This is a genomic window from Aidingimonas halophila (assembly GCF_900106955.1).
GTDB classification, from domain to species: domain Bacteria; phylum Pseudomonadota; class Gammaproteobacteria; order Pseudomonadales; family Halomonadaceae; genus Aidingimonas; species Aidingimonas halophila.
The window spans coordinates 182449-207353 of the sequence record NZ_FNNI01000007.1; the positions used below are offsets into that span (position 1 = coordinate 182449).

At 58.5% G+C, this 24905-nt stretch carries 19 protein-coding genes and 3 tRNA genes; 13 read left to right on the forward strand and 9 right to left on the reverse strand.

Features of this window, described 5'->3' with window-relative positions:
* The first annotated feature begins 9 nt into the window (after nucleotides 1–9).
* Together BLW01_RS14420 and lolA are read left to right on the forward strand one after the other, a co-directional pair.
* Complete coding sequence (locus BLW01_RS14420) at nucleotides 10–3012, forward strand: DNA translocase FtsK (RefSeq protein ID WP_092570938.1); 3003 nt, start codon at nucleotides 10–12, stop codon at nucleotides 3010–3012.
* A gap of 128 nt (nucleotides 3013–3140) precedes the next feature.
* Nucleotides 3141–3770, forward strand: coding sequence for an outer membrane lipoprotein periplasmic chaperone LolA (lolA, locus tag BLW01_RS14425; RefSeq protein WP_092570940.1), 630 nt, complete (start codon nucleotides 3141–3143; stop codon nucleotides 3768–3770).
* 8 nt (nucleotides 3771–3778) lie between these two features.
* Here the strand turns inward: lolA and BLW01_RS14430 are convergent, their stop codons facing one another.
* A complete protein-coding gene (locus tag BLW01_RS14430; RefSeq protein WP_092570942.1) occupies nucleotides 3779–5134 on the reverse strand; it encodes a replication-associated recombination protein A in 1356 nt (451 codons plus the stop codon).
* 175 nt (nucleotides 5135–5309) lie between these two features.
* Here BLW01_RS14430 and BLW01_RS14435 point away from each other — a divergent pair, with 175 nt between their 5' ends.
* Nucleotides 5310–5864, forward strand: a complete 555-nt coding sequence (locus BLW01_RS14435; protein ID WP_092571235.1) for a hemerythrin domain-containing protein — start codon at nucleotides 5310–5312, stop codon at nucleotides 5862–5864.
* An 8-nt stretch (nucleotides 5865–5872) separates the two neighbouring features.
* On the opposite strand, the gene BLW01_RS14440 is transcribed toward BLW01_RS14435, so the two are convergent.
* Both BLW01_RS14440 and umuD read right to left on the reverse strand, forming a co-directional pair.
* Entirely contained in the window at nucleotides 5873–7138 is a 1266-nt protein-coding gene (locus BLW01_RS14440; protein ID WP_092570944.1) for a Y-family DNA polymerase, read from the reverse strand.
* 17 nt (nucleotides 7139–7155) lie between these two features.
* A complete protein-coding gene (gene umuD / locus BLW01_RS14445; RefSeq protein ID WP_092570946.1) occupies nucleotides 7156–7590 on the reverse strand; it encodes a translesion error-prone DNA polymerase V autoproteolytic subunit in 435 nt (144 codons plus the stop codon).
* A 169-nt stretch (nucleotides 7591–7759) separates the two neighbouring features.
* Between umuD and murI the strand changes: the two genes are divergently transcribed.
* From murI to BLW01_RS14465, 4 genes are all read left to right on the forward strand, one after another.
* Nucleotides 7760–8578: a glutamate racemase gene (gene murI, locus BLW01_RS14450; RefSeq protein ID WP_092570948.1), complete on the forward strand. Its 819-nt coding sequence runs from the start codon at nucleotides 7760–7762 to the stop codon at nucleotides 8576–8578.
* 20 nt (nucleotides 8579–8598) lie between these two features.
* Nucleotides 8599–9708: a tRNA (uridine(54)-C5)-methyltransferase TrmA gene (gene trmA, locus BLW01_RS14455; protein WP_092571237.1), complete on the forward strand. Its 1110-nt coding sequence runs from the start codon at nucleotides 8599–8601 to the stop codon at nucleotides 9706–9708.
* A 177-nt stretch (nucleotides 9709–9885) separates the two neighbouring features.
* Nucleotides 9886–14724, forward strand: coding sequence for an NAD-glutamate dehydrogenase (locus tag BLW01_RS14460; RefSeq protein ID WP_092570950.1), 4839 nt, complete (start codon nucleotides 9886–9888; stop codon nucleotides 14722–14724).
* Between the two features lie 102 nt (nucleotides 14725–14826).
* Nucleotides 14827–15888: a quinone-dependent dihydroorotate dehydrogenase gene (locus tag BLW01_RS14465; protein ID WP_092570952.1), complete on the forward strand. Its 1062-nt coding sequence runs from the start codon at nucleotides 14827–14829 to the stop codon at nucleotides 15886–15888.
* 15 nt (nucleotides 15889–15903) lie between these two features.
* Here the strand turns inward: BLW01_RS14465 and rmf are convergent, their stop codons facing one another.
* A complete protein-coding gene (gene rmf, locus BLW01_RS14470) occupies nucleotides 15904–16110 on the reverse strand; it encodes a ribosome modulation factor (RefSeq protein ID WP_092570954.1) in 207 nt (68 codons plus the stop codon).
* Between the two features lie 355 nt (nucleotides 16111–16465).
* Between rmf and rlmKL the strand changes: the two genes are divergently transcribed.
* Both rlmKL and BLW01_RS14480 read left to right on the forward strand, forming a co-directional pair.
* Nucleotides 16466–18673, forward strand: coding sequence for a bifunctional 23S rRNA (guanine(2069)-N(7))-methyltransferase RlmK/23S rRNA (guanine(2445)-N(2))-methyltransferase RlmL (rlmKL, locus tag BLW01_RS14475; RefSeq protein WP_092570956.1), 2208 nt, complete (start codon nucleotides 16466–16468; stop codon nucleotides 18671–18673).
* Entirely contained in the window at nucleotides 18670–18990 is a 321-nt protein-coding gene (locus tag BLW01_RS14480) for a glutaredoxin family protein (RefSeq protein ID WP_092570958.1), read from the forward strand. Before rlmKL ends, BLW01_RS14480 begins: the two co-directional genes overlap by 4 nt.
* Nucleotides 18991–19038: 48 nt before the next feature.
* Here the strand turns inward: BLW01_RS14480 and BLW01_RS14485 are convergent, their stop codons facing one another.
* A complete protein-coding gene (locus tag BLW01_RS14485; protein ID WP_092570960.1) occupies nucleotides 19039–19320 on the reverse strand; it encodes a hypothetical protein in 282 nt (93 codons plus the stop codon).
* 119 nt (nucleotides 19321–19439) lie between these two features.
* Here BLW01_RS14485 and pdxB point away from each other — a divergent pair, with 119 nt between their 5' ends.
* Nucleotides 19440–20612, forward strand: coding sequence for a 4-phosphoerythronate dehydrogenase PdxB (pdxB, locus tag BLW01_RS14490; RefSeq protein WP_092570962.1), 1173 nt, complete (start codon nucleotides 19440–19442; stop codon nucleotides 20610–20612).
* On the opposite strand, the gene htpX is transcribed toward pdxB, so the two are convergent.
* The 4 genes from htpX to msrB form a co-directional block, all read right to left on the reverse strand.
* Complete coding sequence (gene htpX / locus BLW01_RS14495; RefSeq protein ID WP_092570964.1) at nucleotides 20590–21489, reverse strand: protease HtpX; 900 nt, start codon at nucleotides 21487–21489, stop codon at nucleotides 20590–20592. The two genes, pdxB and htpX, sit on opposite strands and share 23 nt — an antisense overlap.
* A gap of 113 nt (nucleotides 21490–21602) precedes the next feature.
* Entirely contained in the window at nucleotides 21603–22832 is a 1230-nt protein-coding gene (locus tag BLW01_RS14500; protein ID WP_092571239.1) for a pyridoxal phosphate-dependent aminotransferase, read from the reverse strand.
* A 46-nt stretch (nucleotides 22833–22878) separates the two neighbouring features.
* Nucleotides 22879–23832: a ribosome biogenesis GTPase YlqF gene (gene ylqF, locus BLW01_RS14505; RefSeq protein WP_092570966.1), complete on the reverse strand. Its 954-nt coding sequence runs from the start codon at nucleotides 23830–23832 to the stop codon at nucleotides 22879–22881.
* 89 nt (nucleotides 23833–23921) lie between these two features.
* Entirely contained in the window at nucleotides 23922–24323 is a 402-nt protein-coding gene (gene msrB, locus BLW01_RS14510; RefSeq protein WP_092570968.1) for a peptide-methionine (R)-S-oxide reductase MsrB, read from the reverse strand.
* Nucleotides 24324–24539: 216 nt separating this feature from the next.
* On the opposite strand from msrB, the gene BLW01_RS14515 reads away from it, so the two are divergent.
* From BLW01_RS14515 to BLW01_RS14525, 3 genes are all read left to right on the forward strand, one after another.
* Nucleotides 24540–24615: transfer RNA gene (locus tag BLW01_RS14515), tRNA-Glu, on the forward strand.
* A 30-nt stretch (nucleotides 24616–24645) separates the two neighbouring features.
* Nucleotides 24646–24720, forward strand: a tRNA-Gly gene (locus BLW01_RS14520).
* A gap of 99 nt (nucleotides 24721–24819) precedes the next feature.
* A tRNA-Glu gene (locus BLW01_RS14525) sits at nucleotides 24820–24895 on the forward strand.
* Nucleotides 24896–24905: the final 10 nt, after the last annotated feature.

The following is a 24905-nucleotide window of genomic DNA, read 5'->3' on the forward strand; positions in this document are numbered from 1 at the left end:
GAAGGTCATTTGAGTGTTAACAAGAAAGCGGCCAGTCGTTCGCGTTCCAAGGTTCAGGCCAAGGGAAGTGCATCCCAGGCGAAGGAAACGGCACGGCGCTTTGGTTTGCGTCTGCAAGGGGCGACGCGCGAGGGGGTCGTCATCCTGTTGCTGGCGGGTTGCGTTTTTCTACTACTGGCGCTGTTCAGTTACCAGCCTGGAGACCCTGGTTGGTCCCGTAGCGGGCCGGAAACCGATGTCGTCAACTGGATGGGACCGGTGGGGGCCTGGCTGGCGGATATCCTGTATTCGTTATTTGGTGCCAGCGCCCTCTGGTGGCCCGGTATGCTGGGGCTAGGTGCCTGGCGTTTGATTCGCTCGCGTCAGATCCGTTTCGAATGGGATGCCACGGCATTGGCCGTCCGGATTGGCGGTCTGGTCTTGCTGTTGCTGGGGACAACAACGTTGGGGGCTCTGCACTTTTACCGCCCTGATAGTCAGTTGCCTTATGCGGCTGGCGGCATTCTGGGCGAGGGCCTGGTCAATGCATTGTTGCCACTGGTCAATTCACATGGAACGACATTGCTGGCGCTCGTCGCCATGCTGTGCGGTTTCCCCCTCTTTTCTGGTTTGTCCTGGCTTACGGTAATGGACGACGTAGGTCACGGCCTGTGGCGGTTATTGAAAGGCGTCGGGATGCGTCTATCCGGCGCTCGCGACCGTCTGGCGGAGCGCCGTGAAGTGGCGCGTTCGGTCGCGGCACCCGAACCGGAACCGCCTGAGGTGGTGGAGAGTGAAGAGGAGGAAGAGGACATCTCTCGGCCTTCCTTGTGGCAGCGTTTACGATTGCGTCGTCGCAAATCGGCGCAACGTGCGCCATCGCTTGCTGAGCAAGGAAACGACGGAACCGACATCCCTTGGGATGTTCCCGAGCACACACCCTCCGCCAAAAATCCCGACGCCGCCTATGTCCGTCGGCAGTCGAATATCGATGAAAAGAATGCCGGTACTCTGCGCCCTGATGCCGATGAGCCTGCCTGGGCGGGCATGCCGCTACGAGCCGACCGCGATGGAAACGATCGGCCGGCACCCAGCGTGGCGACTTCGTCATCGCCTGAACCGACACGGCAAGAGCACGACGACGACACGTCATCGCCGGCGGCCTGGGCGTCTTCCGGCTCGTCACCGCACTCACCGGCACGCAGTGAAAAGCGTGAGCCCAGTTTGAGCGATTGGCGCCACCAGGACTGGCAGGAGGAGGACGAGGATGAACCACGTCTGTCCTGGTCAGATGCCAATGACTCTGAAACGCCTGCTACAGAGGAGGTATCAGGCGCAGATCCCTTGTCCGAGATGCCGACAACGCAGGAGCGGAAACCGCAGCCGGAAGTTGATGCGCCCTTCTCGGTCGCCACGGCTGATCAGGCCAGAGAAGCCGCTGAAACTCCGCAGGGGCCGACACTCTGGACAGTCGAGCATTTACAGAATCAACGCCCTCAGTTCGACACCATGCCGGATCCTGGTAGTCAATTACCGTCTCTGAAGCTGCTCACCCCTCCGGAGCCGCATCAGCCCAACTATACATCGGATCAGTTGGCCGACATGGCGGAACTGCTTGAAACCCGTCTGCGCGAATATGGCGTCAAGGCGGAAGTTGTGGAGACCTGGCCGGGCCCCGTCATCACTCGGTTCGAAATCAAGCCGGCGGCTGGGGTCAAGGTATCCAAGATCAGCAACCTGGCGAAAGACCTGGCGCGTTCGCTGATGGTCAAGAGCGTCCGCGTGGTGGAGGTGATTCCGGGACGTCCGACGGTCGGCATTGAAATCCCCAACCCCAAACGGGCAATGATCCGGTTGCGAGAGGTGATCGATTCCGATCGTTATCAGCATGCCGATTCGGCTCTGACACTCGCACTAGGACAGGATATCGGTGGTGCACCGGTTGTCACCAATCTGGGCAAGATGCCCCACTTGCTGGTTGCCGGTACCACCGGGTCGGGCAAGTCCGTGGGGGTCAACGCCATGTTGATTTCCATGTTGCTCAAGGCGTCGCCGGACGAGTTGCGCTTGATCATGGTCGATCCCAAGATGCTGGAACTGTCCGTCTATGACGGTATTCCGCATCTGCTGGCGCCCGTAGTGACTGACATGAAGGAGGCCGCCAACGCATTGCGCTGGTGCGTAGCCGAAATGGAACGTCGCTACAAGCTGATGGCAGCGATGGGGGTTCGCAACATTGCCGGTTTCAATGAAAAACTCGATGAGGCAGAGCGTGCCGGCGCCCAGGTTGCCGACCCCCTATGGGAACCGCAACCCTGGGAAATGCATGAACAACCACCGGTACTGGAGAAACTCTCCTACATCGTGGTAGTCATCGACGAGTTTGCCGACATGTTCATGATCGTCGGCAAGAAGGTCGAGGAACTGATCGCGCGTCTGGCTCAGAAAGCGCGTGCTGCCGGCATTCATTTGATCCTGGCGACTCAGCGCCCCTCGGTGGATGTCGTCACGGGACTGATCAAGGCCAATATTCCGTCACGCATGGCGTTCCAGGTGTCATCCAGAGTGGACTCGCGCACGATCCTCGACCAGGGAGGCGCCGAGAACCTGCTGGGGCATGGCGACATGCTGTACCTGCCTCCCGGTGCCGGTCAGCCGATGCGGATTCATGGGGCTTTCGTCGATGATGATGAAGTCCATCGTATCGTGGAGGACTGGAAACGCCGCGGGGAGCCGGAGTACGTCGAGGAAATTCTGTCAGGTGGCGTCTCCGCCGATGCCCTGACCGGACTCGAAGCCGAAGGCGGGGGTGGCGATAGCGACGATCCTGAACGCGATGCCCTCTATGACGAAGCCGTCATGTTCGTGACCGAATCGCGGCGTGCCTCGATTTCGGCAGTGCAACGGCGCTTCAAGATCGGCTATAACCGGGCCGCGCGTCTGGTTGAAGCGATGGAGAGCGCGGGTGTCGTCTCATCGATGGGATCCAACGGTTCGCGAGAGGTCCTGGCGCCACCGCCGGTAGGGGATTGAGGCCGATTGGTCCGGTGTTGAATATGCAGCAAACAAGGAAACCTGACGGCCGAGGCAACTCCTGTGCGCGATGGTTGTCCATCAGGCAGGTATTCATTCTCGGCACGAAGCCGTATCAAGGAGCAAGCATGAAGCTGAAGACGTCGTTACTGGCCCTGCCGCTCGCCACACTGTTACCGATGACTGCCATTGCGAACGAGGACGCCGATCGTCTTACCGATCTACTGGAGCCACTGGAGACGTATCGAGCGGATTTCGAACAGCAGATTCTCGATGGCGGTGGTGAGCGACTTCAGGAAGCTCAGGGCCGCATGTGGCTATCACGGCCGGGTCTGTTCCGCTGGGAAGTGGATGCACCGTATCAACAGGAAGTCGTCTCCGATGGCGACGAGGTATATCTCTATGATCCCGATCTTGAGCAGGTGACGGTGCAGAGCCTGGATCGGCGTGTGACACATACACCGGCACTGTTGTTGTCCGGAAGCACGTCGGATCTGACGGAGAGCTACGACGTCAGTCATCGTGAACAGGATGGTCATGACGTGTTCACGCTGACCCCGCGAGATGCCGATACGCTCTTCGAAGAGCTCTCCATGGCATTCGATGACGATCGACTGACCATGCTGGACATGACCGATAGTACCGGCCAGCGCACGGCGATCGAGTTTTCATCGATTGAGGTCAATGCCGATATCGATGACTCGCAGTTCGAATTCGATATCCCCGACGGGGCGGATGTGATTCGCGAGGATGAATGAGCGTGATCCTAGCGGCTATGGTCGGGGGGATCGTCATCAGCTTGTTGATCCAGACTTTTCCGCCATTCCATGATCTGCTTGAAGCGTGATTCCTGGCCGTGGTCGCTGGCGGCATAGAAGTGGGTTCTCGGCAGGTCGTCGGGCCAGCAATCATGGAGGCGTCCTGCCGGGTAGCCATTGGGTTCATTATGTGCATAGCGATAGCCTTCGCCGTGTCCCAGTTCGGCCATCAGTTGGGTCGGCGCATTGCGCAGATAGGTCGGGACTTCAAGGTTGGGGTGCTCGGCGACGAATGCCTTGGCCGCATTCCAGGCCTGATCGATGGCGTTGCTTTTCGGGGCAACGGCCAGGTGAATGGCCGCATGGGCGATGGCTCGCTGCCCCTCGTAGTCCCCCAGACGCAGATAGGCATCCCAGGCAGCCATGACCAGCGGTAAGGCGCGTGGGTCGGCGTTGCCGACATCCTCCGAGGCGATCGCCGACAGGCGACGTATGACATCCAGGGGATCACCGCCGCCTTGAATGAACTGGGCGATATAGAGTAGCGCCGCGTCCTGTCGTGACGAACGCACCGATTTGTGGATCGCTGACAGCAGGTCATAGTAGTGGTCGCCCTGCTTGTCGAAGGCGCTGGCACGATGACCGATCACATCTTCAATGGCTGCAGCCGTCAACCGCTCCTCACCGGACGCATTGGTGGTCGTAAAGTCACATGCCGTTTCCAGCAGCCCTAGTGCTCGTCGTGCATCGCCATCGGCAGCGCGTGCCAGTTTTGCCAGCACGTCCTCGTCAGCGAGAATTCGGCGTTGACCGAGACCGCGTTCATCGTCTTCCAACGCCTGGCGCATGACGGTGATCAACTCTGTCTCATCAAGTGCCTTCAGTACGTAGACGCGGGCACGGGATAACAGCGCTGAGTTCACTTCGAATGAGGGGTTCTCGGTCGTGGCACCGATGAGGGTCAGCAGCCCGGATTCCACATGCGGTAACAGAGCGTCCTGCTGGCTCTTGTTGAGGCGATGAATTTCATCGAGAAAGAGCAGTGTGCTGCGTCCCTGCGACTGCGAGAGTCGCGCTCGTTCCACGGCGGCACGGATATCCTTGACCCCGGCCATGACCGCCGAAAGGTGTTCCAGCTCGGCACCGGACTCGTTGGCGAGAATCTCGGCCAGTGTGGTCTTGCCGACCCCTGGCGGCCCCCATAGTATCATCGAGCGTACGGCTGCTGTTTCCGCCATGCGCCGCAACGGCTTGTCCGGCCCGACCAGGGCTTGTTGACCGATATAATCAGCCAGGCGCCTGGGTCGCATGCGGTAAGCCAGGGGGGCGCTTTCATGCGATTGTTGTTGGCTGAATAGATCCATAACGTATTGAAATCCTATAAGAAAAGGGAATGATGAGACGACAGCGTCTTTAGGGTCTATTCTTACGGTTCAACCAACCATCCTGACCCCATGGCCGTTGAACCCAGGCCCCGGTGGCGAATCCAATGACATACTGACATTCGCCTTCGACTGCAGAGGAGGCTCTGTGATGCCGATGTTGACCCAACTGCGTCTGGATCATGCCAACATGGCGCGTCTGTTGCACGTGCTGCAACTCAAGCACAAGACACTGGCCGCTGGTGAACGTCCGGACTTTCAACTGGTTCGTGAAGTCGTCGATTACATTCTCGATTACATGGATGATTTTACCGTACCTCTGGAACGTATTTGCAGCGAGCAATTATCGGCCAGAGTGCCTCAGAGCATGGACTTGAGTCGTCAACTGGCCGAAGACTACAAGGCACTGCACGAGCGTCTGATGCGTCTCTCCCAGGATATTGACATGATCCTGATGGATGCGGTGATCCCCATGGATCGGTTTGCCGATGATCTCAAAGCCTATCTCGAAGCGCATCGCGCTTACCTCCGTGACGAGAGAGAGTCATTGTTCCCGTTGATTCAGGAGTACTTTGACGATGATGATCTACAGCGACTCGCCGATGCCATGCCGGAAGGGGCGGCCGAGAAGCTGGAACAATTACAAGACGCCTACCCTCAACTCTACGCTGAATTGAGTGCGGCGCCAGAGCCTGCCACCACCACTCCCTGAAGAGTCGGCTAACGGCTACTGACCCGTGGAAGTTCATCCCAGCGAGTCGTATAGCGGGGCGATCGTCGGCGACTCTGCATCCGCCAGCGGGCATCGGCCGCTTGGATACCCAATGTCAGTGCGTCATGACCGAAGCGCTGGCGGATGCCGTCCCATACGTTCATCAGCCGCTCCTGTTGCGGCGAGTCCTGTCTGGCAAACAGGGGACGTTGTTGGAAATGGCGTGATGAGAGGTCGGTGAGCATGATGCCCACTTTCTGGTATGCATGACCTTCCCGCCACACATGAGCCAGCAATTGTTGGGCTTGTTGGTTGATATGACGCGTGTCGGCACTGGGACAGGGCAGGGCAGCCCATAAGCTGCTGCGATGTTGCGGTGTAGTCTGGAATGGGTTGGTACGCAGGAAAACGCCGACGGCGCCGGCCTGCATTCCATCACGGCGCAATTTTTCTCCGGCTTGCTGGCAGTGGTGGCGTAGCGCGGCGGCAAGGTCGCGGGGATCCGTCAATGACCGTCCGAACGAACGTGAGCAGAGGATATGGCGACGCGGCGTCTCGAGTTCGTGGGGGGACAGGCAGGGGGCGCCGCTCAGTTCCCGGGCAATACGCGCTACCACGACACTGAAACGTTGTTTCAACCAGGGCTGCGGCGCATCCCTCAGGGTGTCGGCCGTCAGAATGTTCTGCCCGGTCAGCGCGGCCTGTAGTCGATTGCCTATGCCCCAGATGGCACTCAAGGGCAATGAACTCAACCAGGTGGTCAGGGTTGGATCGTCAGGGTGCGTCCAGACGCATACCTGCGGTGTTTGCGGTTGTCGTTTGGCTCGCTGATTGGCGAGTTTGGCCAGTGTGCGTGTGGGGGCAATACCGACTGAGACCGGTAGTCCGACCTCACGGTCGACGGCCCGCACGAGGGAGTTGCCCAGTGATTCGAGTTCATCGACAGCCAATCCGCTCAGGTCGAGAAAACACTCATCGATGGAGTAAGGGTCGAGGGCTGGAACCCGGGCACCAAGCACTTGCTGGACACGGGAAGAAAGGTCGCCGTACAGCGCGTAATTCGAGGAGCACAAGTGCAGATGACGCCGCTGACTCGGAGCGATTTTGTGCGTGGGAATCCCCATGGGAACGCCCAGGTTCTTACACTCCTGGGAGCGGGCAATGACGCAGCCGTCGTTGTTGGATAACACGGCTACGGCCCGGCCGGCGAGATCCGGGCGGAAAAGCCGCTCGCAGGCGACATAGAAGTTGTTGCAGTCGACGAGAGCGAACATATGAGGATTCCCTGCGGTCAGGAGGGGCGGTGGCGGCACGCATGGATGATATGACTGACGACTCCCCACAGACGAACGTCGTTTTCATCGTCGAGTGGCAGGCGCGCCCGACCGGGATCCGCCGGACAAAGCCAGATGCGTCGGCCATTGCCATCCAGCCGCTGCAGACAGAGTTCGCCATCCAGCGCCGCGATTACCCAGTCTCCCCGCTGTGCCGTCAATGAGCGATCCACGATCAGCAGATCGTGTTGGTGAAAACCATCGCGTGACTGGGATTCATCGGCGACACGCATGAAAAAGGTCGCGGACGGATGCGGTACCAGATGTCGGTGCAGGTCCAGGGGCGCTTCCCGGTAGTCGTCCGCCGGCGAAGGGAAGCCGCTGGCACTGCGTGTCCAAGGGGACGGTGAGGTCCGGTTCATAGCAGGGAGCGACAGAGGGTCGACACGCATGATGGACTGTCCTGATGATGAATTTATACTGTAAAAATAAACAGTATATGGGGAGATTGCAACAGCGCGTGTTGTCTGCGGATGCAACGTCGCATGATCCCGGGGGCTGGGGTAGAATGCGCGCAGTGCTCTTGGTGCGCTATCGGAATACGTTCGGGGAGATGTCGCCATGAACGACGGGCCGATCCTGGTGTTCGATTCGGGGGTAGGCGGATTATCCGTGGTTGCAACGTTGCGTCAGCAACTCCCCGATGCGGCGCTGGCCTATACTTGCGACAATGCGATGTTGCCCTATGGGACGAAGGCCGACGATTGGCTGGTCGAGCGCATCGTTGCCGTCTGTGACGCGGCGGTCGAGGCCAGTCGGGCCAGTGTACTGGTGATTGCCTGTAATACCGCCAGTACATTGGCACTGGAGGCGTTGCGAGCCCATCTGGCGATCCCCGTGGTCGGCACGGTGCCGGCCATCAAACCGGCTGCCCGGCTGTCGCAGAGCGGGCATATCGCCCTGTTGGCCACGTCGGCAACCGTCAATCGACCTTATACGCGACACCTGATCGAGACGTTTGCAGCGCACTGTCGAGTGCAGCGAGTCGCTGCCGATCCTCTGGTCGCACAGGCCGAGCGCCTGCTGGCGGGCCGAGCAATGGACGAAGCGATTGTATCGGCCAGCCTCGAACCGCTATGGCTGGACTCTCGACTGGATACCATCGTGCTGGGCTGCACGCATTTTCCACTGCTGCGCGAGCATCTGAGTGGGTTGTCTCCCTGGCTGATTCATTGGGTGGATTCCGGCGAGGCCATCGCCCGTCGTACGGCTCAGGTATCCACTTCACCGGCGGTGGCGAACGGACCGGGACGATCCTGGACCACTGCCATGACGCCTGAAGTCACTCGGGCCTTGCATCGGTTCGGCTTCGCCGCCCCCTCATTGCTCACCATCACTGACCCCATACCCCCATTGTCGTCATCCATGCTTCCCTCATGACTCCTGGAGATTCATTGTCCGTGGCTGTACCTGTCGTCGACCCTGACCGCTATGATGAACAACTCGATGATAAGCGAGTGCATTTGACCGAGCAGTTTGCGCGCTTTTCACCGCCTCCGCTTGAAGTCTACCCGTCTCCGGCCAGCCACTACCGTCAACGTTGCGAATTTCGGGTATGGCATGAAGGAGAGGATCTGTTCTACGCGATGTTCGAGAACGACCGGGAGATTCCCGGCAAGAAGCGTGTGATTCGTCTCGATACATACCCGGTCGCCAGTCGTCAGATCAATGACTTGATGCCACGACTGCTGGAGGCTGTCCGCGATAATACCGTGCTGCGCCGGAAGCTGTTTCAGGCCGAGTTTCTGACCACGCTTTCCGGCGACGCCTTGATCACTCTCATTTATCACCGCCAGTTGGACGATGAATGGGAGGTTGAAGCCCGCAAGCTGCAGACCCGTCTGGGGGCGATGATCATCGGCCGGGCCCGTAAGCAGCGTCGGGTACTGGAGCGGGACCATGTGTGGGAACGGCTGAGGGTCGATGGCCGTGAATTCCACTATCAACAAGTCGAAAACAGCTTTACTCAGCCTAATGCCGCCATCTGTCAATCCATGCTTTCCTGGGCACGGGATGTCACTCAAGGGAGTGAAGCCCGCGATTTGGTGGAATTCTACTGTGGTAACGGCAACTTCACGGTCGCGCTGGCTGAAAATTTTCGCCGGGTACTGGCCACGGAAATTTCTCGGACTTCGGTGGCGTCTGCCAAGATCAACCTGGCGGCCAATGGTATCGACAATGCGTATGTCGCCAGGATGTCTGCCGAAGAATTCGCAGCGGCACTCCGTGGGGATAAAGGGGGGCGTCGAGTGGCCGAAATGGCGCTTGACGACTACGATTTCTGTACTGTGCTGGTTGATCCGCCGCGTGCCGGGTTGGATAAAGCAAGTTGCGATCAGTTGCGAGGTTATGACCGGATCGTCTACATCTCATGCAACCCCGAGACATTAGCGGAAAACCTGGCGCATCTGGGGCGTACTCATGCAGTGACGCGTTTTGCCTTGTTCGATCAGTTTCCCTGGACACCTCACTGCGAATGCGGTGTCGTCCTGGATAAACGTCGCCCTTAGCGAGCTATGGTCGTCAAGAGGCAATGCACAACTGACATGCTCCATGAAAAAAGGTCAATAGAGTAGGGACTGGCACGCGTCTGACGTAAGCTTGATCTCATCGGAACCGGTGCAGGGTATGCCGGATTGCCATTCGAGGACCGCACGCAGGGCGGTCGGATCAAACCGAGGTGATTGATGCAACACGTTGCCATCGAAGGGAAGCAGGAGTTTCTGGCGCAAATCAGGGAACAACTGGCGAAGCGACTCCCCGAAAACAAGATAGAACCGATCATGGTCTTCGCCGATATCCTCTACTCACGGGCTTCCATCGAGGATCTTGCCGAACGCCGGGTGGAGGATATCTATGGCTCCACGCTGTCCACTTGGCACTTCATCCAGACGCATGATCCGGAATCGCCCAAGGTTCGCGTCTATAATCCGGATTTCGAAGAGCACGGCTGGCAGTCGACCCACTCAGTGGTTGAAGTGCTGCATCCCGATATGTCGTTTCTGGTCGATTCCGTGCGCATCGAACTCAATCGCCGCGGTATCACCGTCTATGCCATTCACAACGCGGTACTGGCCACCGAACGTGATGCATCGCACCGATTGCAGCGCCTGACACGTGCCGGAGACAAGCAGGCTCCCGGTAATCGTGAGTCGCTGATGGTCATCGAGATCGATCGCCATTCCGACCAGACGCTCCTCGAAGATATCGAGAACAGCCTTTATGACGTGCTGCGTGACGTACGCACGGCGGTCAATGACTTCGAACCCATGTGCGGAAAGGTCCATGATGCCCTCAAGGAGCTCAAGGCCAAACGACCCAAGCAGGTCAAGAGTGCCGACCATAAGGAGGCCATCGCGTTTCTCGAGTGGTTGCTCGAGGATAACTTTACGTTCCTGGGCTGCGATGAGTATGAAGTGGTCGAGACCGATGGCCACGATGAATTACAGAAGGTCCCCAATAGCGAACTCGGTGTCTTCAAGCTAGAACATCCCCGCTACCGGGAGCGCATACGTAATGACATGGGGGTGGATGGTGAACATTACGTACTGGTGCCGGAACTGCTGTCCTTCGCCAAGAGCGCCTACCATGCACGGGTGCATCGTCCGACCTATCCGGATTACATTTCCATCGATCGCTATGACGATGATGGGCGGGTGATCGGTGAGCGTCGTTTCCTCGGTCTGTATGCAGCGACCGTTTACAACGATTCACCGCGTCATATTCCGGTGTTGCGACGCAAGATCGACGCTGTGATGGAAGCGGCTGATGTGAATCCGAAAGGTCATGACGGAAACCAGTTACGTCAGATTCTCAACGTCTACCCGCGTGATGACCTGTTTCAGACTTCCATTGGTGAACTGTGCGATACGGCCGTTGGCATTCTCAACATTCGCGAGCGTCGTCGGGTCCGGCTGTTCATCCGCGAGGACCGGTTCGGCAAATTCTACTCCTGTCTGGTTTTCGTACCGCGTGACGTATTTTCCACCGATCTGCGCGTACGTATCCAGAATCTGCTCTGTGACGAACTCGACGCGACCTTCGGCGATTTCAACACTTATCTCTCCGAGTCGGTGCTGGCGAGAATCCAGTTGATTCTGCGATTCAATGGCGACGAGCCGGTGGATTACAATCTCAGACGCCTCGAACAGAAGGTCATCAACCTGGCGCGTAACTGGCGAGATGACCTGCATACCGCGATGGTGGAAGGCTTTGGCGAAGAACAGGCCAACCGGTTGATGGATGTCTACCGCGACGCTTTCCCGATCGGCTATCGTGAGGATTTTTCGGCCCGGACGGCCGTCTACGACATCGATCACATCAACGAACTCGACAGCGGCGCTCCGCTATCGATGTCGCTCTATCGACTGGTCGAAGAAGAAGGCGACAGCGTCAACCTCAAACTGTTCCATAAAGGGAGTCCAATCCCACTCTCCGATGTGCTGCCAATGATGGAAAATCTGGGGTTGCGGGTCATTGGTGAATACCCTTACGAGATTGAGCGCAGTGATGGCAGTTACTGGATTCATGATTTCTATCTCGAGCATCACGGCAGTGAAGTCGTCAACCTGCAGGAAATGCGCGACTCATTTACCGAAGCGTTCAAGCGGATCTGGGTCGGAGACGCAGAGAACGATCCCTTCAATCGTCTGGTAATCGGCGCCAATCTGGGCTGGCGGGAAGTGGCGATACTGCGTGCTTATGCCCGATATCTCAAGCAGATCCGCTTCGGTCTGTCCCAGCTCTATATTTCCACGACGCTTGCCAATCATCCGGACATCACCCGTGAATTGGTGCATCTGTTCGCCTTACGTCTGGATCCGAGTGGCGACCAGAGTGCCGAAGCCATACAGGAAAGCGTGACGCGTCTGCACCGGCTGCTCGATGACGTGGCCAGCCTTAACGATGATCTGTTGATTCGCCGTTACATGGAGCTGATTCAAGCGACGCTGCGAACGAATTACTATCAGCCCGATGCCAATGGTGAGCTCAAAGGATATATCGCCTTCAAACTCGAGCCGTCACGCGTCACGGGGATGCCCAAGCCACGCCCTGCCTACGAAATCTTCGTCTATTCACCGCGGGTTGAAGGTGTCCATCTGCGTGGCGGCAAGGTCGCACGTGGTGGGTTGCGCTGGTCTGACCGTCACGAAGATTTTCGTACCGAGATATTGGGGCTGGTCAAAGCGCAGCAGGTCAAGAATGCCGTAATCGTGCCGGTCGGTGCCAAGGGCGGCTTCGTCTGCAAACGTTTGCCTGAAGGGGGTGGCCGGGATGCCATCCAGCAGGAGGGCATCGCCTGCTACAGGATATTCATCCGTGCGTTGCTGGATGTCACCGATAACCTGGATGGCAACACCGTGGTACCGCCTCAAGCCGTGGTACGCCATGACGATGATGATCCCTATCTGGTGGTGGCCGCCGACAAGGGGACGGCGACGTTTTCCGATATCGCCAACGAGATTTCATTGGAATACGGCCATTGGTTGAAGGACGCCTTCGCTTCGGGGGGCGCCAATGGCTATGACCACAAGAAAATGGGCATCACTGCCAAAGGTGCCTGGGAATCCGTCAAGCGGCACTTCCGCGAGATGGGGGTCAATACGCAGGCCGATCCGTTTACCGTGGTGGGTATCGGTGACATGGCCGGGGATGTGTTCGGCAATGGGATGCTGTTGTCGGACAAGATCCGCCTGGTCGGCGCCTTCAATCATCTGCATATCTTCGTCGACCCGGACCCGGACCCAGCCAAGACATTCGCCGAGCGTCAACGCCTGTTCGATTTGCCTCGTTCGAGTTGGGAAGATTACGACACCCGGTTGATCTCCAAAGGCGGGGGGATCTTCAGTCGGAGCGCCAAGTCGATTCCGATCTCCAAGGAGATGAAACAGGTCTTCGCCATCGAAGAGGACAAGCTGGCCCCGAATGATCTGTTGCGTGCCATGCTCAAGGCCAGCGTCGATCTGATCTGGAACGGAGGTATCGGCACCTACGTCAAGTCGGAGAACGAGACCGATGCCGATGTCGGTGACAAGGCCAACGATGCGCTGCGGGTCAACGGCAACGAGCTCAACTGTCGGGTTATCGGCGAAGGCGGTAACCTGGGACTGACCCAGCGCGGTCGTATGGAAGCGGCTTTCCACGGCGTGCGCGTCAATACCGACTTCATTGACAATGCCGGCGGAGTGAACTGTTCCGACCACGAAGTCAATATCAAGATCCTGCTTGATGATATCGTCAAGCGTGGCGATATGACCGAGAAGCAGCGCAACCAGTTGTTGGCACAGATGACGGATGATGTCGGGGCCCTGGTACTACGTGGCAATTATCGCCAGACCCAGGCATTGTCATTGTCGGAGATCCTGTCCCGAGAAGGCATGGGCCCTTATCGACGCTTCATCAATGAGCTCGAGGCCAGCGGTCAACTGGATCGCGAACTGGAGTACCTCCCCAGTGACGAGGAGTTGCTGGAACGTTCCCATGCCGGCGGCGGGCTGACGCTGCCTGAGCTGTCGGTGCTGATCTCCTATTCCAAGAGTGTGCTCAAGGGGGATCTGATTGCGTCCGATGTCCCCGATGACCCTTATATACAGCAGCATCTTGAGCGTATTTTCCCGCAAGTGCTGGTCAAGCGCTTCAAGAAACAGATCTACGACCACAAACTCAAACGTGAAATCGTGGCAACCCAGATCGCCAATGATCTGGTCGATCATATGGGTGTCGTGTTCGTACGTCGTTTGATGGATACCACCGGCAATGACCGGGCGGATATCGCCAGGTCTTATGTCATCGCCCGTGACAGTTTCCATCTCAATGAGATCTGGGAGCAGATCGAGGCGCTCGACAACCAGGTCGAAAGCCATGTGCAGTATCGTATGATGCTTGATCTGATGCGTCTGTTGCGACGCGCCACGCGCTGGTTCCTGCGTCAGCGCAGCAGTTTGACCGCCAAGGATAGCATCGAGCATTTTGCTCCCCGTCTGTCTCAACTCCAGGAGAGCCTCGACGAGCGCTTACGAGGTGAAGAGCGTGACATCTGGGAAGTGCGTCGCAACGAGTTGGTCGAGGCAGGGGTGCCTGCATCGTTGGCCGCTACCGTGGCATCCAGCACGAGCATGTACTCCGGTCTGGGCGTCATCGAGGCAGCCAAGCAGTCAGGCGAGAAGATTCAACGGGTTGCCGAGGTCTTCTACGAGATTGGCCATCGTCTGGCGTTGCCTCAGGTCATCGAGCGGATCAACGCGCTACATGTGCAGGATAGCTGGCAGGCGCAAGCCCGCGAGGCGTTCCGCGATGATCTCGATCGTCAGCAATTGGCGCTGACCGTCGGTGTATTGCGGATGGAAGGCGCCCCCAGGGAGGTTGCGCCGCGGGTCGATCAGTGGTTGACGCGCCACTATACGCTGTATCAGCGTTGGTGCGGGCTGTACGAAGAGATTCAAGCAGGCGGGCAGGGAGGTTATCCGCTCTTTGCGGTGGCCATCCGTGAACTCGTGGAACTGGCCGAAAGTAATGGAGAAGGCTGACCCACTCACGGCCTGAATAGCAGGAGGGATTCGCGGAGGGTGGTGAGACTGCGCTATACTCGCCACCCGTTTTTGCGCAGAACCCCACCGTCAGGTAGCGTCATGTATCGACTCCTCAGGCCGTTGCTGTTCCGGCTGGATCCGGAAACCGCCCACCATCTCACGCTTGCTGCGCTCAAGGGAGCCCATCGTCTGGGTCTGACCGGTCGCTTGGGTGGTGGTCGGGTCGGAGACCCGGTGGATTTGATGGGGCTGCGTTTCCCCAACCGGGTCGGTTTGGCCGCCGGTCTCGACAAGAACGCCGATTACCTGGAGGCTCTGGGAGCGCTGGGCTTCGGGTTCCTCGAGGTCGGTACCGTGACGCCTCTGCCACAGGATGGCAATCCGCAACCGCGTCTATTTCGATTGCCCGATGCCGGCGCGATCATCAATCGCATGGGATTCAATAATCGCGGTGTCGATCATCTCGTGGCCCGTGTTCAGGCGAGCCGTTTCGATGGTGTCATCGGTATCAACATCGGCAAGAACCTTGCGACCCCCGTGGAGCGGGCAGTGGACGATTATCTGACCTGTCTTGCCAAGGTGCATGCGCATGCGGATTATGTCAGCGTCAATCTGTCGTCACCGAATACGCCGGGATTGCGTGACCTGCAGTTCGGCAAGCATCTGGATGCCGTATTGGGGGCGCTGCGTGACGAGAGCCTGCGACTGGATCGTGAGCATGGACGCCAGGTGCCACTGGCTGTAAAGATCGCCCCTGACATGAACGCCGATGACGTTGCGCTAGTGGCTCGCTCGCTGAGGACGCATGGTATCGATGCGGTGATTGCCACGAATACCACGATTGAGCGCAAGGCTGTCGCAGGGCTGGTTCATGCCGATGAAGCCGGTGGTCTATCGGGGCGCCCGGTTCGAGAGGCCTCCGATGTCGTAGTGCGCGAATTGCGCCGGCAGTTGCCGGATATGCCGATCATCGGTGTCGGTGGTATCGATAGTGGGGAGGCGGCGTTGGCGAAGCATGATGCGGGCGCCGATCTCGTACAGCTGTATTCAGGCTTGATCTATCGTGGGCCGGCGTTGGTGGGGGAGTGTGCAAGGGCGCTGTGCCAGGCGAGTTCGTTGGTCGGCAACAAAAAGGCCCGTGTAGATCACGGGCCTTCGTAGGGAAATGAGGGTGTGTCACGTCACCATGGGGTTCTTGTGAATGCCGGATACACCTGTCATACCGGACCACTGATCCCCTCGACCTTCACGCCAACCGCTCATCCAGTATTCGCGAAGATTGATATCCTGACTGGGGCAATCATCACGGGAACGGCCTGAAATACCGGCTTTATAGCCGTGAACATAAGCACGCTGGAAGCGATCACGTTTCTGTCGTTTCATCGGATGGCCTCTTGAAGGAAGCGTTGATGGATGACAATGAATGTCTTTTTTTCAAGGGTATCGGGTTGCACGAAACGAATGGATACCTCCATGTGTTGTCGTATTCCGGCTGTTTGCCATATAACAACCCGCTGTCACACGCTGTCACACGGTCTGACATGCATGGCAGGGTAAACCGCTGTCAGACATACACCTCTTCGGGCGTCCGTGGACAGGAGCGCATGCGTTTTTCAGTAGCTACACTTTTACATTTAGCTCATGATCCCGATATCTGTCGACCAGCAAATTGTAATGATTCCGTTATCGAATCGACATATCAGCGAGTGGATCCACAGCAGGGGCCGAACCAGTATTGATGAATATGATGCAAACGACGGATTCCCTGGAAATCTTTGCGACCTGCCCCAAGGGGATAGAAACCCTCTTGGCCGATGAATTGACAGCACTGGGCGCTCGGGTCGACCGGACCACGGTGGCGGGGGTACACCTTCACGCCTCCCTGGTGGAAGCCTATCGCTTCTGTCTCTGGTCGCGCCTGGCCAATCGTATCGTGCTGTGCCTGTCACAGGTACAGGATATCGAGCGTCCCGAACAGTTGAAGGCGGCGACCGGCGCACTTGATTGGTCGGCGCATTGGCGGCCGGGTACCACCATGGCCGTGGATTTCCATGGTCAGAGCGCCCATATCCGGCATACCCGATTTGGCGCGCAGACCGTCAAGGACGGCGTGGTGGATGCACTACATGAGGCCGGTGCGCCACGACCTCGCATTGATGCGCGCTCACCGGATCTCCGCTTGTATGCTCACCTGCATCGGGGACGGCTGACGTTGGGGATCGATTTGTCCGGCGACAGCCTGCACAAGCGGGGATATCGACGCGACCTGGCTCATGCGCCCCTCAAGGAGAACCTCGCCAGTGCGTTGCTGGTTCGTGCCGGTTGGCCTGAGCGAGCCAAGCAAGGGGAGGCGCTGGTCGATCCCCTGTGCGGATCCGGCACGCTGCTGATCGAAGCGGCATTGATGGCCGCCGATATTGCCCCTGGGTTGCGTCGAAAGCGTTTTGGGTTTCACGGCTGGGCGGGACACGATCCGGCTGTCTGGGGCGAACTCACGCGTGAGGCCGAGGCACGAGCGAGTATCGGGCGCAAGCGCTGTCGGGTCCGGCTCTTCGGTTACGATCAGAGTCCACAGGCCATTGCGGCGACCAAGGCCAATGCCATGCGTGCGGGGGTTCCTGCCTTGATCGAACTTCAAGGAAAGTCGCTGACGACACTGTCGCGCCCTGACTCATTGCCTGACGATGCGCGGGGTTTGTTGATTACCAACCCACCCTATGGCGAGCGGTTGGGGGAACTGCCTGAACTGGTTTCGCTCTATACCGAGTTGGGACAAGCTGCACGTCGGATCTTTCCGGGATGGCGCCTGGCACTCTTCACTGGAAACCCGGATCTGGGGCACCGCCTGGGATTGCGTGCTGTCAAACAATACGCCTTCAAGAATGGGCCGCTGGATTGCAAGTTGCTGTTGATTGATGTGCCCGAAGCGCAAATGAGTGGGGACACGGTGGCTGCGGAAACACCGGGAGAAGCGTCGCCCTACAGTGAGGGCGCACGCATGTTCGCCAATCGCTTGGAAAAGAACCGTAAACGGTTGCGGAAGTGGCTGAAGCGCATGGGCGAGAGTTGCTATCGGTTATACGACGCCGATATGCCGGAATACGCATTGGCCATCGATGTCTATGCAGATCGTGTGCATGTTCAGGAGTATGCGCCGCCCAAGTCGGTCAACAGTGCCCAGGCGCAGCGCCGTCTGCACGAGGCCCTCACGGTGATTCCCGAGGTGCTGGGGGTACGACCCGATCATGTTCATGTCAAACAGCGTCGGCGCCAGACCGGTAGTGCGCAGTATCAGAAACATGGGACCAGCGGTGAGCGATTCCAGGTTCAGGAGGGGCAGGCCCGCTTCTGGGTCAACCTGCAGGATTATCTGGATACGGGACTCTTTCTCGATCATCGCCCCGTACGCCGGATGCTGGCGGAAATGGCTGCCGGTCAGCGCTTTCTCAACCTGTTCTGCTATACCGCAGCGGCGACGGTGCATGCCGCTCTGGGGACGTCGACGTCCCCAGGTGCCAGCGATAGCGTCAGTGTGGATCTCTCCAACACCTATCTCGACTGGGCGCGGGATAACATCACCTTGAACCGTCTTGATCCCAGTCGTCATCGAGTGGTGCGTGATGACTGCATCCACTGGCTGGAAACCGCCGGTAGCGAGTTCGATCTCATCTTCATGGATCCGCCGACCTTCTCCAATTCCAAGAAGATGGCGGAGACACTGGATATACAGCGTGATCATCCGCGCCTGATTGAGCTGGCCATGGCGAGACTGGCACCAGGGGGGACGCTGGTGTTCTCCAACAACCAACGAAAATTCCGCCTTGAGCCCGAGTTGGCCGAGCGCTTTGCGGTGGAAGATATCTCGTCGCAAACCTTTGATCCGGACTTCTCCCGCAATCCTCATCTTCATCACGTCTTCCTGATTCGCCACCGGGAGCCGGCATGACTCGTCTGACTCTCTACACGACACTGGGATGCCATCTCTGTGAACGGTTGGAAGCGGAATTCGCCAGGCTGAGTGATGACCCGGTCACTCTCGAACGAGTGGACATCGCCGATGACGATGAGCTGCTGGCGCGATATGGCGAACGCATTCCCGTGCTGGCCGACATGAATGGCCATGAACTCGATCGCGGATTCGACCCCGAGCGACTGACCGGTTGGCTGGCTGAGCGGGGCTGCCTGCGTGCCGATACAGTGACAGCGGATACTCGTGAATCGCAGGGTGGGTATTGGCGGGATGGGCGTCGGTATTTGGGATGAGCCGGTAGATACGGATATACACCTCGTGTCTACCGGTGTCGCGTCACGCTAAACGCTATCGAGTAACGAGAGCTGTTTGACGGCATCCCGCCCCTCCGGTGTCTCGTCCTGGGTTTCCAAGACCTTCCGAAAGCCTCGTGAGGCCTGGATCGTGGCTTCGTCATCCAGCCACATCAGGGCCTGGGTGTGATCATCGGCCAGACGGTGTTGCAGGCCGCCGTACTGTGTACCTATCTGTCCCCAGGCACGACTGAATATCCAATCGCCGAACATATCCTGGTGAATATGCACCAGCACATAGTCATGGTCACTTTCCCAGCGAACGATCACGGTGGCTCCTGCTGTGCGGTGGCGGAACGCCTCATCAGGTATCGAGACATGTTATTGTAACGGCACGCTGTTGCGGCACAAACCACCCGACTTTCTTTTTCCGACGCAAGGAGGCTGCCATGCATATCGTCGCTGATCGAGATATCCCCGGGGTCGACACTTGCTTTGGGGAATGGGGGCGGCTGACACGCTTGCCAGGTCGGGAAATCGATGCTCGTGCCGTACGCGATGCCGATGTACTGCTGACACGTTCGATCACGCGTGTCGATGATGCACTGGTCGCTGATTCACGACTTCGCTTTGTCGGCACATGCACAATCGGCACCGATCATGTGGACCAAACGGCCTTGACATCGCGCGGTATTGGTTTTGCCAGTGCGCCGGGGTGCAATGCCGAGGCGGTCGTCGATCAGGTGCTGTCGAGTCTGCTGACGATAGCCGAACGCGAGGGGACGGAACTGGACGAGCGACGTGTCGGTGTCGTCGGTGTCGGTAATGTCGGTGGACGGCTGTTCCAGCGTCTCTCGGCACTGGGTATCGATTGTCTTTGCTGTGATCCGCCACGAGCGCAGGCAGAAGGTGACGACGGGTATGTCGATCTCGATACGCTGATTGCCTTGTGTGATGTGATCTGTTTGCACACGCCATTGATTCCTGAAGGACGATACGCAACGTATCATTTGTTCGATGACGCCCGAATCGAGGCGCTGGCACCGGAAACCTGGCTTCTCAATGCCGGTCGAGGAGAGTGTCTGGATGGTGATGCGCTGTTGCGACGACTCAGCCGTCGTGGCGATATCACGGCAATACTCGATGTCTGGGAACGTGAGCCGGATATCGATCAAGCGCTGTGGCAACGGGTTGCCATCGCTACACCCCATGTGGCTGGTTACAGCCTGGATGGCAAGCTGCGGGCCACTCATATGATCTACACCGCATTGGCGGATCAGTGGGGAATGCCGAAGTGCCATGCCTTCGAGGAGCTGACGCCGCCGCCGAGCCTGTCCCGACTGGTTCTCGATGGTGGTCTGACTCCCTGGGAGGCGTTACGGCTGTGTGTGCGGGCCGTCCATGACGTGCGGCGTGATCATGACCGTCTGGCCCTGGCCTGCCGGAAGCGAGGAATGGGGGCAGGCTTCGACGGATGTCGGGCAGGAAAGGTCAGGCGCCGAGAGTTCTCTACTTTGACGGTAGAACTCGGCGCCGATGCCGCCGATTACGCTTCCTGGCTGGCGGCGGCAGGATTCAGCATTCACACGTCAACGATAATCACCGATAGGAAGACTCCTTGAGGGCGCGAATGCGGTCATCCAGAGGGGGGTGACTGGCGAAGAGCCGCTCCATCACCTTGCGGGTCTGTCCTGTCGTGATGGCAAATGCCGTCAGTGTATCCGGCATCTGGTCGGGCATTTCGGTTTCCGCTTTCAATCGTCCGAGGGCACCGATCATCGCTGCACTACCTGCCCATTTGGCTCCGGCTGCATCGGCCCGATATTCCCGAAACCGCGAGAACCAGGCTACGATGATCGAGGCAATCAGGCCGAACACGATCTCGGCGACGATCACGACCGCGAAATAGCCCAAGAAACCCAGACCGCCGCCGTCATCGCGGCTGCGCAGGAAGTTATCCACCAAATGGGCGACGATTCGTGCGAAGAACATGACGAAGGTATTCAACACGCCCTGGATCAGCGCCAGGGTGACCATGTCGCCGTTGGCGACGTGGCCGATCTCATGAGCCAGTACCGCCCGAACCTCTTCCGGTTTCATGCGGTTGAGCAGACCGGCGGAGACAGCCACCAGGGCATCGTCCTTCTTCCAGCCCGTGGCGAAAGCGTTGGATTGCTGAGCGGGAAAGATGCCGACCTCGGGGGTCTTGATACCGGCATCCCGTGAAAGCTCTGCCACCGTATCGAGCAACCACTTTTCGGTCGCGTTGCGCGGTTGTTCGATGACTTGCGTGCCGGTACTTCGCTTGGCTATCCACTTGGAGATGAACAAGGAGATCATCGAACCGCCCATGCCGAACACGAAGCAGAAGATCAGCAACGCGTTCATGTTCAACCCATTGGCGTTGAGGTAGGGCTCGACGCCGAGCAGACGCAGCGTAATGCTGGCCACCAGGATGACTGCCAGGTTAGTGGCCAGGAAAAGAATGATTCGCATCATGTGATTTGAACTCCCGCTGTGGTCTGTACCTGAGTCGCCGCGGGGGCGATCATTGATAGCTTAGATACGGCCAAGCCCTTTGTGTTTCAAGTACCTGGACGACTTTTATTCCATTATTGCCTGTAGCGTTCGAGGAACCGCCCGAAACGTTCCAGCGCATCGCCCAGTTGTTCCGCCCAAGGCAGCGTCACGATACGCACGTGGTCGGGGTCCGGCCAGTTGAACGCCGTACCCTGTACCAGCAGAATTTTCTCTTGAAGCAACAGGTCGAGCACCAGTTTTTCGTCGTCGTGGATATTGAAAACCTTGGGATCGAGCCGGGGGAACGCATAGAGCGCGCCCTTGGGAACGGTGCAGGAAACGCCGGGAATAGCGTTGAGTTTTTCGACCGTGATATCGCGCTGTGCGCGGAGTCGGCCACCCGGCAGGATCAGGTCATTGATCGATTGGTATCCGCCCAGGGCCGTCTGGATGGCGTGTTGAGCCGGCACATTGGCACATAACCGCATCGAGGCCAGCATCTCGAGCCCCTGAAGGAAATCACGGGCATTCTGCTTGGCCACGTTACCGGACAGAATCATCCAGCCGCTGCGGAATCCGGCACAGCGATAACTCTTCGAGAGGCCGTTCATGGTCACCACGAGTTGATCGTCGTCTGCCAGCGAGCCGGTCGCGACGTGTTCGGCGTCGTCATAGAGAATCTTGTCGTAGATTTCATCCGAGAACACCACCAGACGATGTTCTCGAGCGATCGCCAAGATCTCCCTGATGACTTCGGGGGGATAAACGGCCCCGGTCGGGTTGTTGGGGTTGATCAGAACGATGGCTCGGGTATGACTGGTGATCTTGCCGCGGATATCGGCCAGATCGGGTGCCCAGTCGGCCTGTTCGTCACATAGGTAGTGGACCGGCCGCCCGCCGGACAGGTTGGCGGCGGCCGTCCATAGCGGGTAGTCAGGAGCCGGTATCAGTACCTCGTCACCATCGTTGAGAAGGGCCTGCATGGCCATCACGATCAGTTCCGATACGCCGTTGCCGATAAAGATGTCCTCGATACCGACGCCAGGGATATCCTTGCGCTGGCACTCCTGCATCACCGCCTTGCGTGCCGAGTAAAGGCCTTTGGAATCGCAATACCCCTGGGCGGTGGGCAGGTTGCGCATGACATCCTGGAGAATTTCTTCGGGAGCCTCGAAACCAAAGGGGGCCGGGTTGCCGATATTCAGCTTGAGAATACGCTGGCCTTCCTCTTCCAGGCGTTTGGCGTGATTCAGTACCGGCCCGCGAATGTCATAGCAGACGTTTTCGAGCTTGTGGGATTTGGTCAGTTGTGTGCTATCCATGAGGGCGTCGGGATATATGTCCATGGCTGTCGTGGCGAGCGCGTACTCACGAGTGAGCGGTGTCGCGCATCATGTCGTCGTCCGTCGTTTCGGCGGGGATATCCGCCGGCGTTTCCAGGGTCAAGCGACCCAGTTTGCCATCGCGTAACTCGTGGAGCAGCACTTCAGCACCACGATGCAGGTCAACCTCGCCACCGGAGCGCAACCCGCCCCGTTTGGCAGCGATGTCACCGAGGATGGCGACGCCGTCGAAGCCGGCACGGGCCAGGAAATCAACCTGGATGGGGCCGTCGCTATCCACGCTGGCGGCCTGAGGATCCGGGGTATAGGGTGGCAACGTCTTAAGCTTGTAGCGCGTCGTCAACGCATCGGGGTAGCGTTTGGCCAGTTCGGCGGCGGTGATGGTGGCGACATCGACGTAATCGATGGCGGTGTCGCGGATCGCACCGCTGGCTGCCAGCCGGTAAGCACATGCCTGATCCTCGATCCTGGGCCAGAGCACGCCAGGTGTGTCGATCAGTGCGACCCGGCCGTCAATCCGAACTTTCTGCTGGCGTTTGGTCACGGCCGGTTCATTGCCGGTCTTGGCGATCTTGCGTTTGGCCAGCCCATTGATCAGCGTCGACTTGCCGACATTGGGAATGCCCATCACCATGACCCGGACATCGCGGTCTGCCCGCACCTGGCCTGCAAGCTCATGACAGAGCTTGGGGATACGCTTCAGTTCCCGGGCCTCGGTCGTCGTGACAGCCAGGGCTCGAGTGCTGAACTGGGCATCGAAGTGAGCGACCCACTCCGTCGTACGTGTCGGATCGGCCAGGTCCGCGCGGGACAGGATCTTCAATACCGGCTTGTGCTCGGCCAATTCGGCCAGCATGGGGTTGGCACTGGAGTAGGGCAATCGTGCATCGAGAACTTCCAGCACGACGTCAATCTCCGGCAGCGTCTCCTTGATCTGGCGTCGCGCCTTGTTCATATGTCCCGGATACCAGCCGAGCATGTTCTCGCTCCTTCACGCGTCGGTGTCGTCATAACGCAACGGCCGCCCATCATAACAGATGCGCGGCCGTTGACGTGGACTCGCTTTATTCACTCGTCGGGATGAAATGAAACGGCGACTGAATTGATGCAATAGCGCAGACCGGTCGTGTCCGGCGGGCCGTCCGGGAAGACATGTCCCAGATGTGCATCGCAATGCGCGCAGACGACTTCGGTACGCTGCATGCCTAACGAATGATCGGAGTGCTCCTCGACCGATCCCCGACCCAGCGGGCGATCAAAACTGGGCCAGCCACAACCGGCATCATACTTGTGCTCATTTTCGAACAGGGGCGCATGGCAGCAGACACAGTGATAGATGCCTTGCTTGTCGCTGACGTGGTAGTCACCACTGAACGGGGGCTCGGTCCCTTGTTCGCGTGTGACGCGATACTGTTCGGGGGTGAGTTGACTGCGCCATTCGGCGTCGCTCTTTTCGATCTTCTTGCGCATGACAAACCCTCTGGCTGCTGGCGAACGGAATGAATTGACGCATTGACGGCGAACCGCCAGTTCTGCCCATCAAACAACGAACGGCGGGACGATTTCCAGCCCTTCGTTACATTAATCAGCGTAGTCGGTGGTGACGCAAATTCCTGCTACGGCCATTGCTTGACAGCTTCAGAGGCCCTCAGTAAGATACGCGCCATCTCGATCGCGAGGTGCTGCGTCCCATTCGTCTAGTGGTCCAGGACACCGCCCTTTCACGGCGGTAACAGGGGTTCGAACCCCCTATGGGACGCCAATCGTCATCGGGTGGTAGAGTGGTCAATGCGCGGGAATAGCTCAGTGGTAGAGCATCGCCTTGCCAAGGCGAGGGTCGCGAGTTCGAATCTCGTTTCCCGCTCCAAATCCTGCTTCGGTAGGTGAGTAGGCCGACGTGAAGGTCGCGAGTTGGTGCGCCAGCCCGGTCGATCACGTTTCCGCTCCAAGCTCGGTGTTTGTCTGCGTCCCATTCGTCTAGTGGTCCAGGACACCGCCCTTTCACGGCGGTAACAGGGGTTCGAACCCCCTATGGGACGCCATCCGATTTAT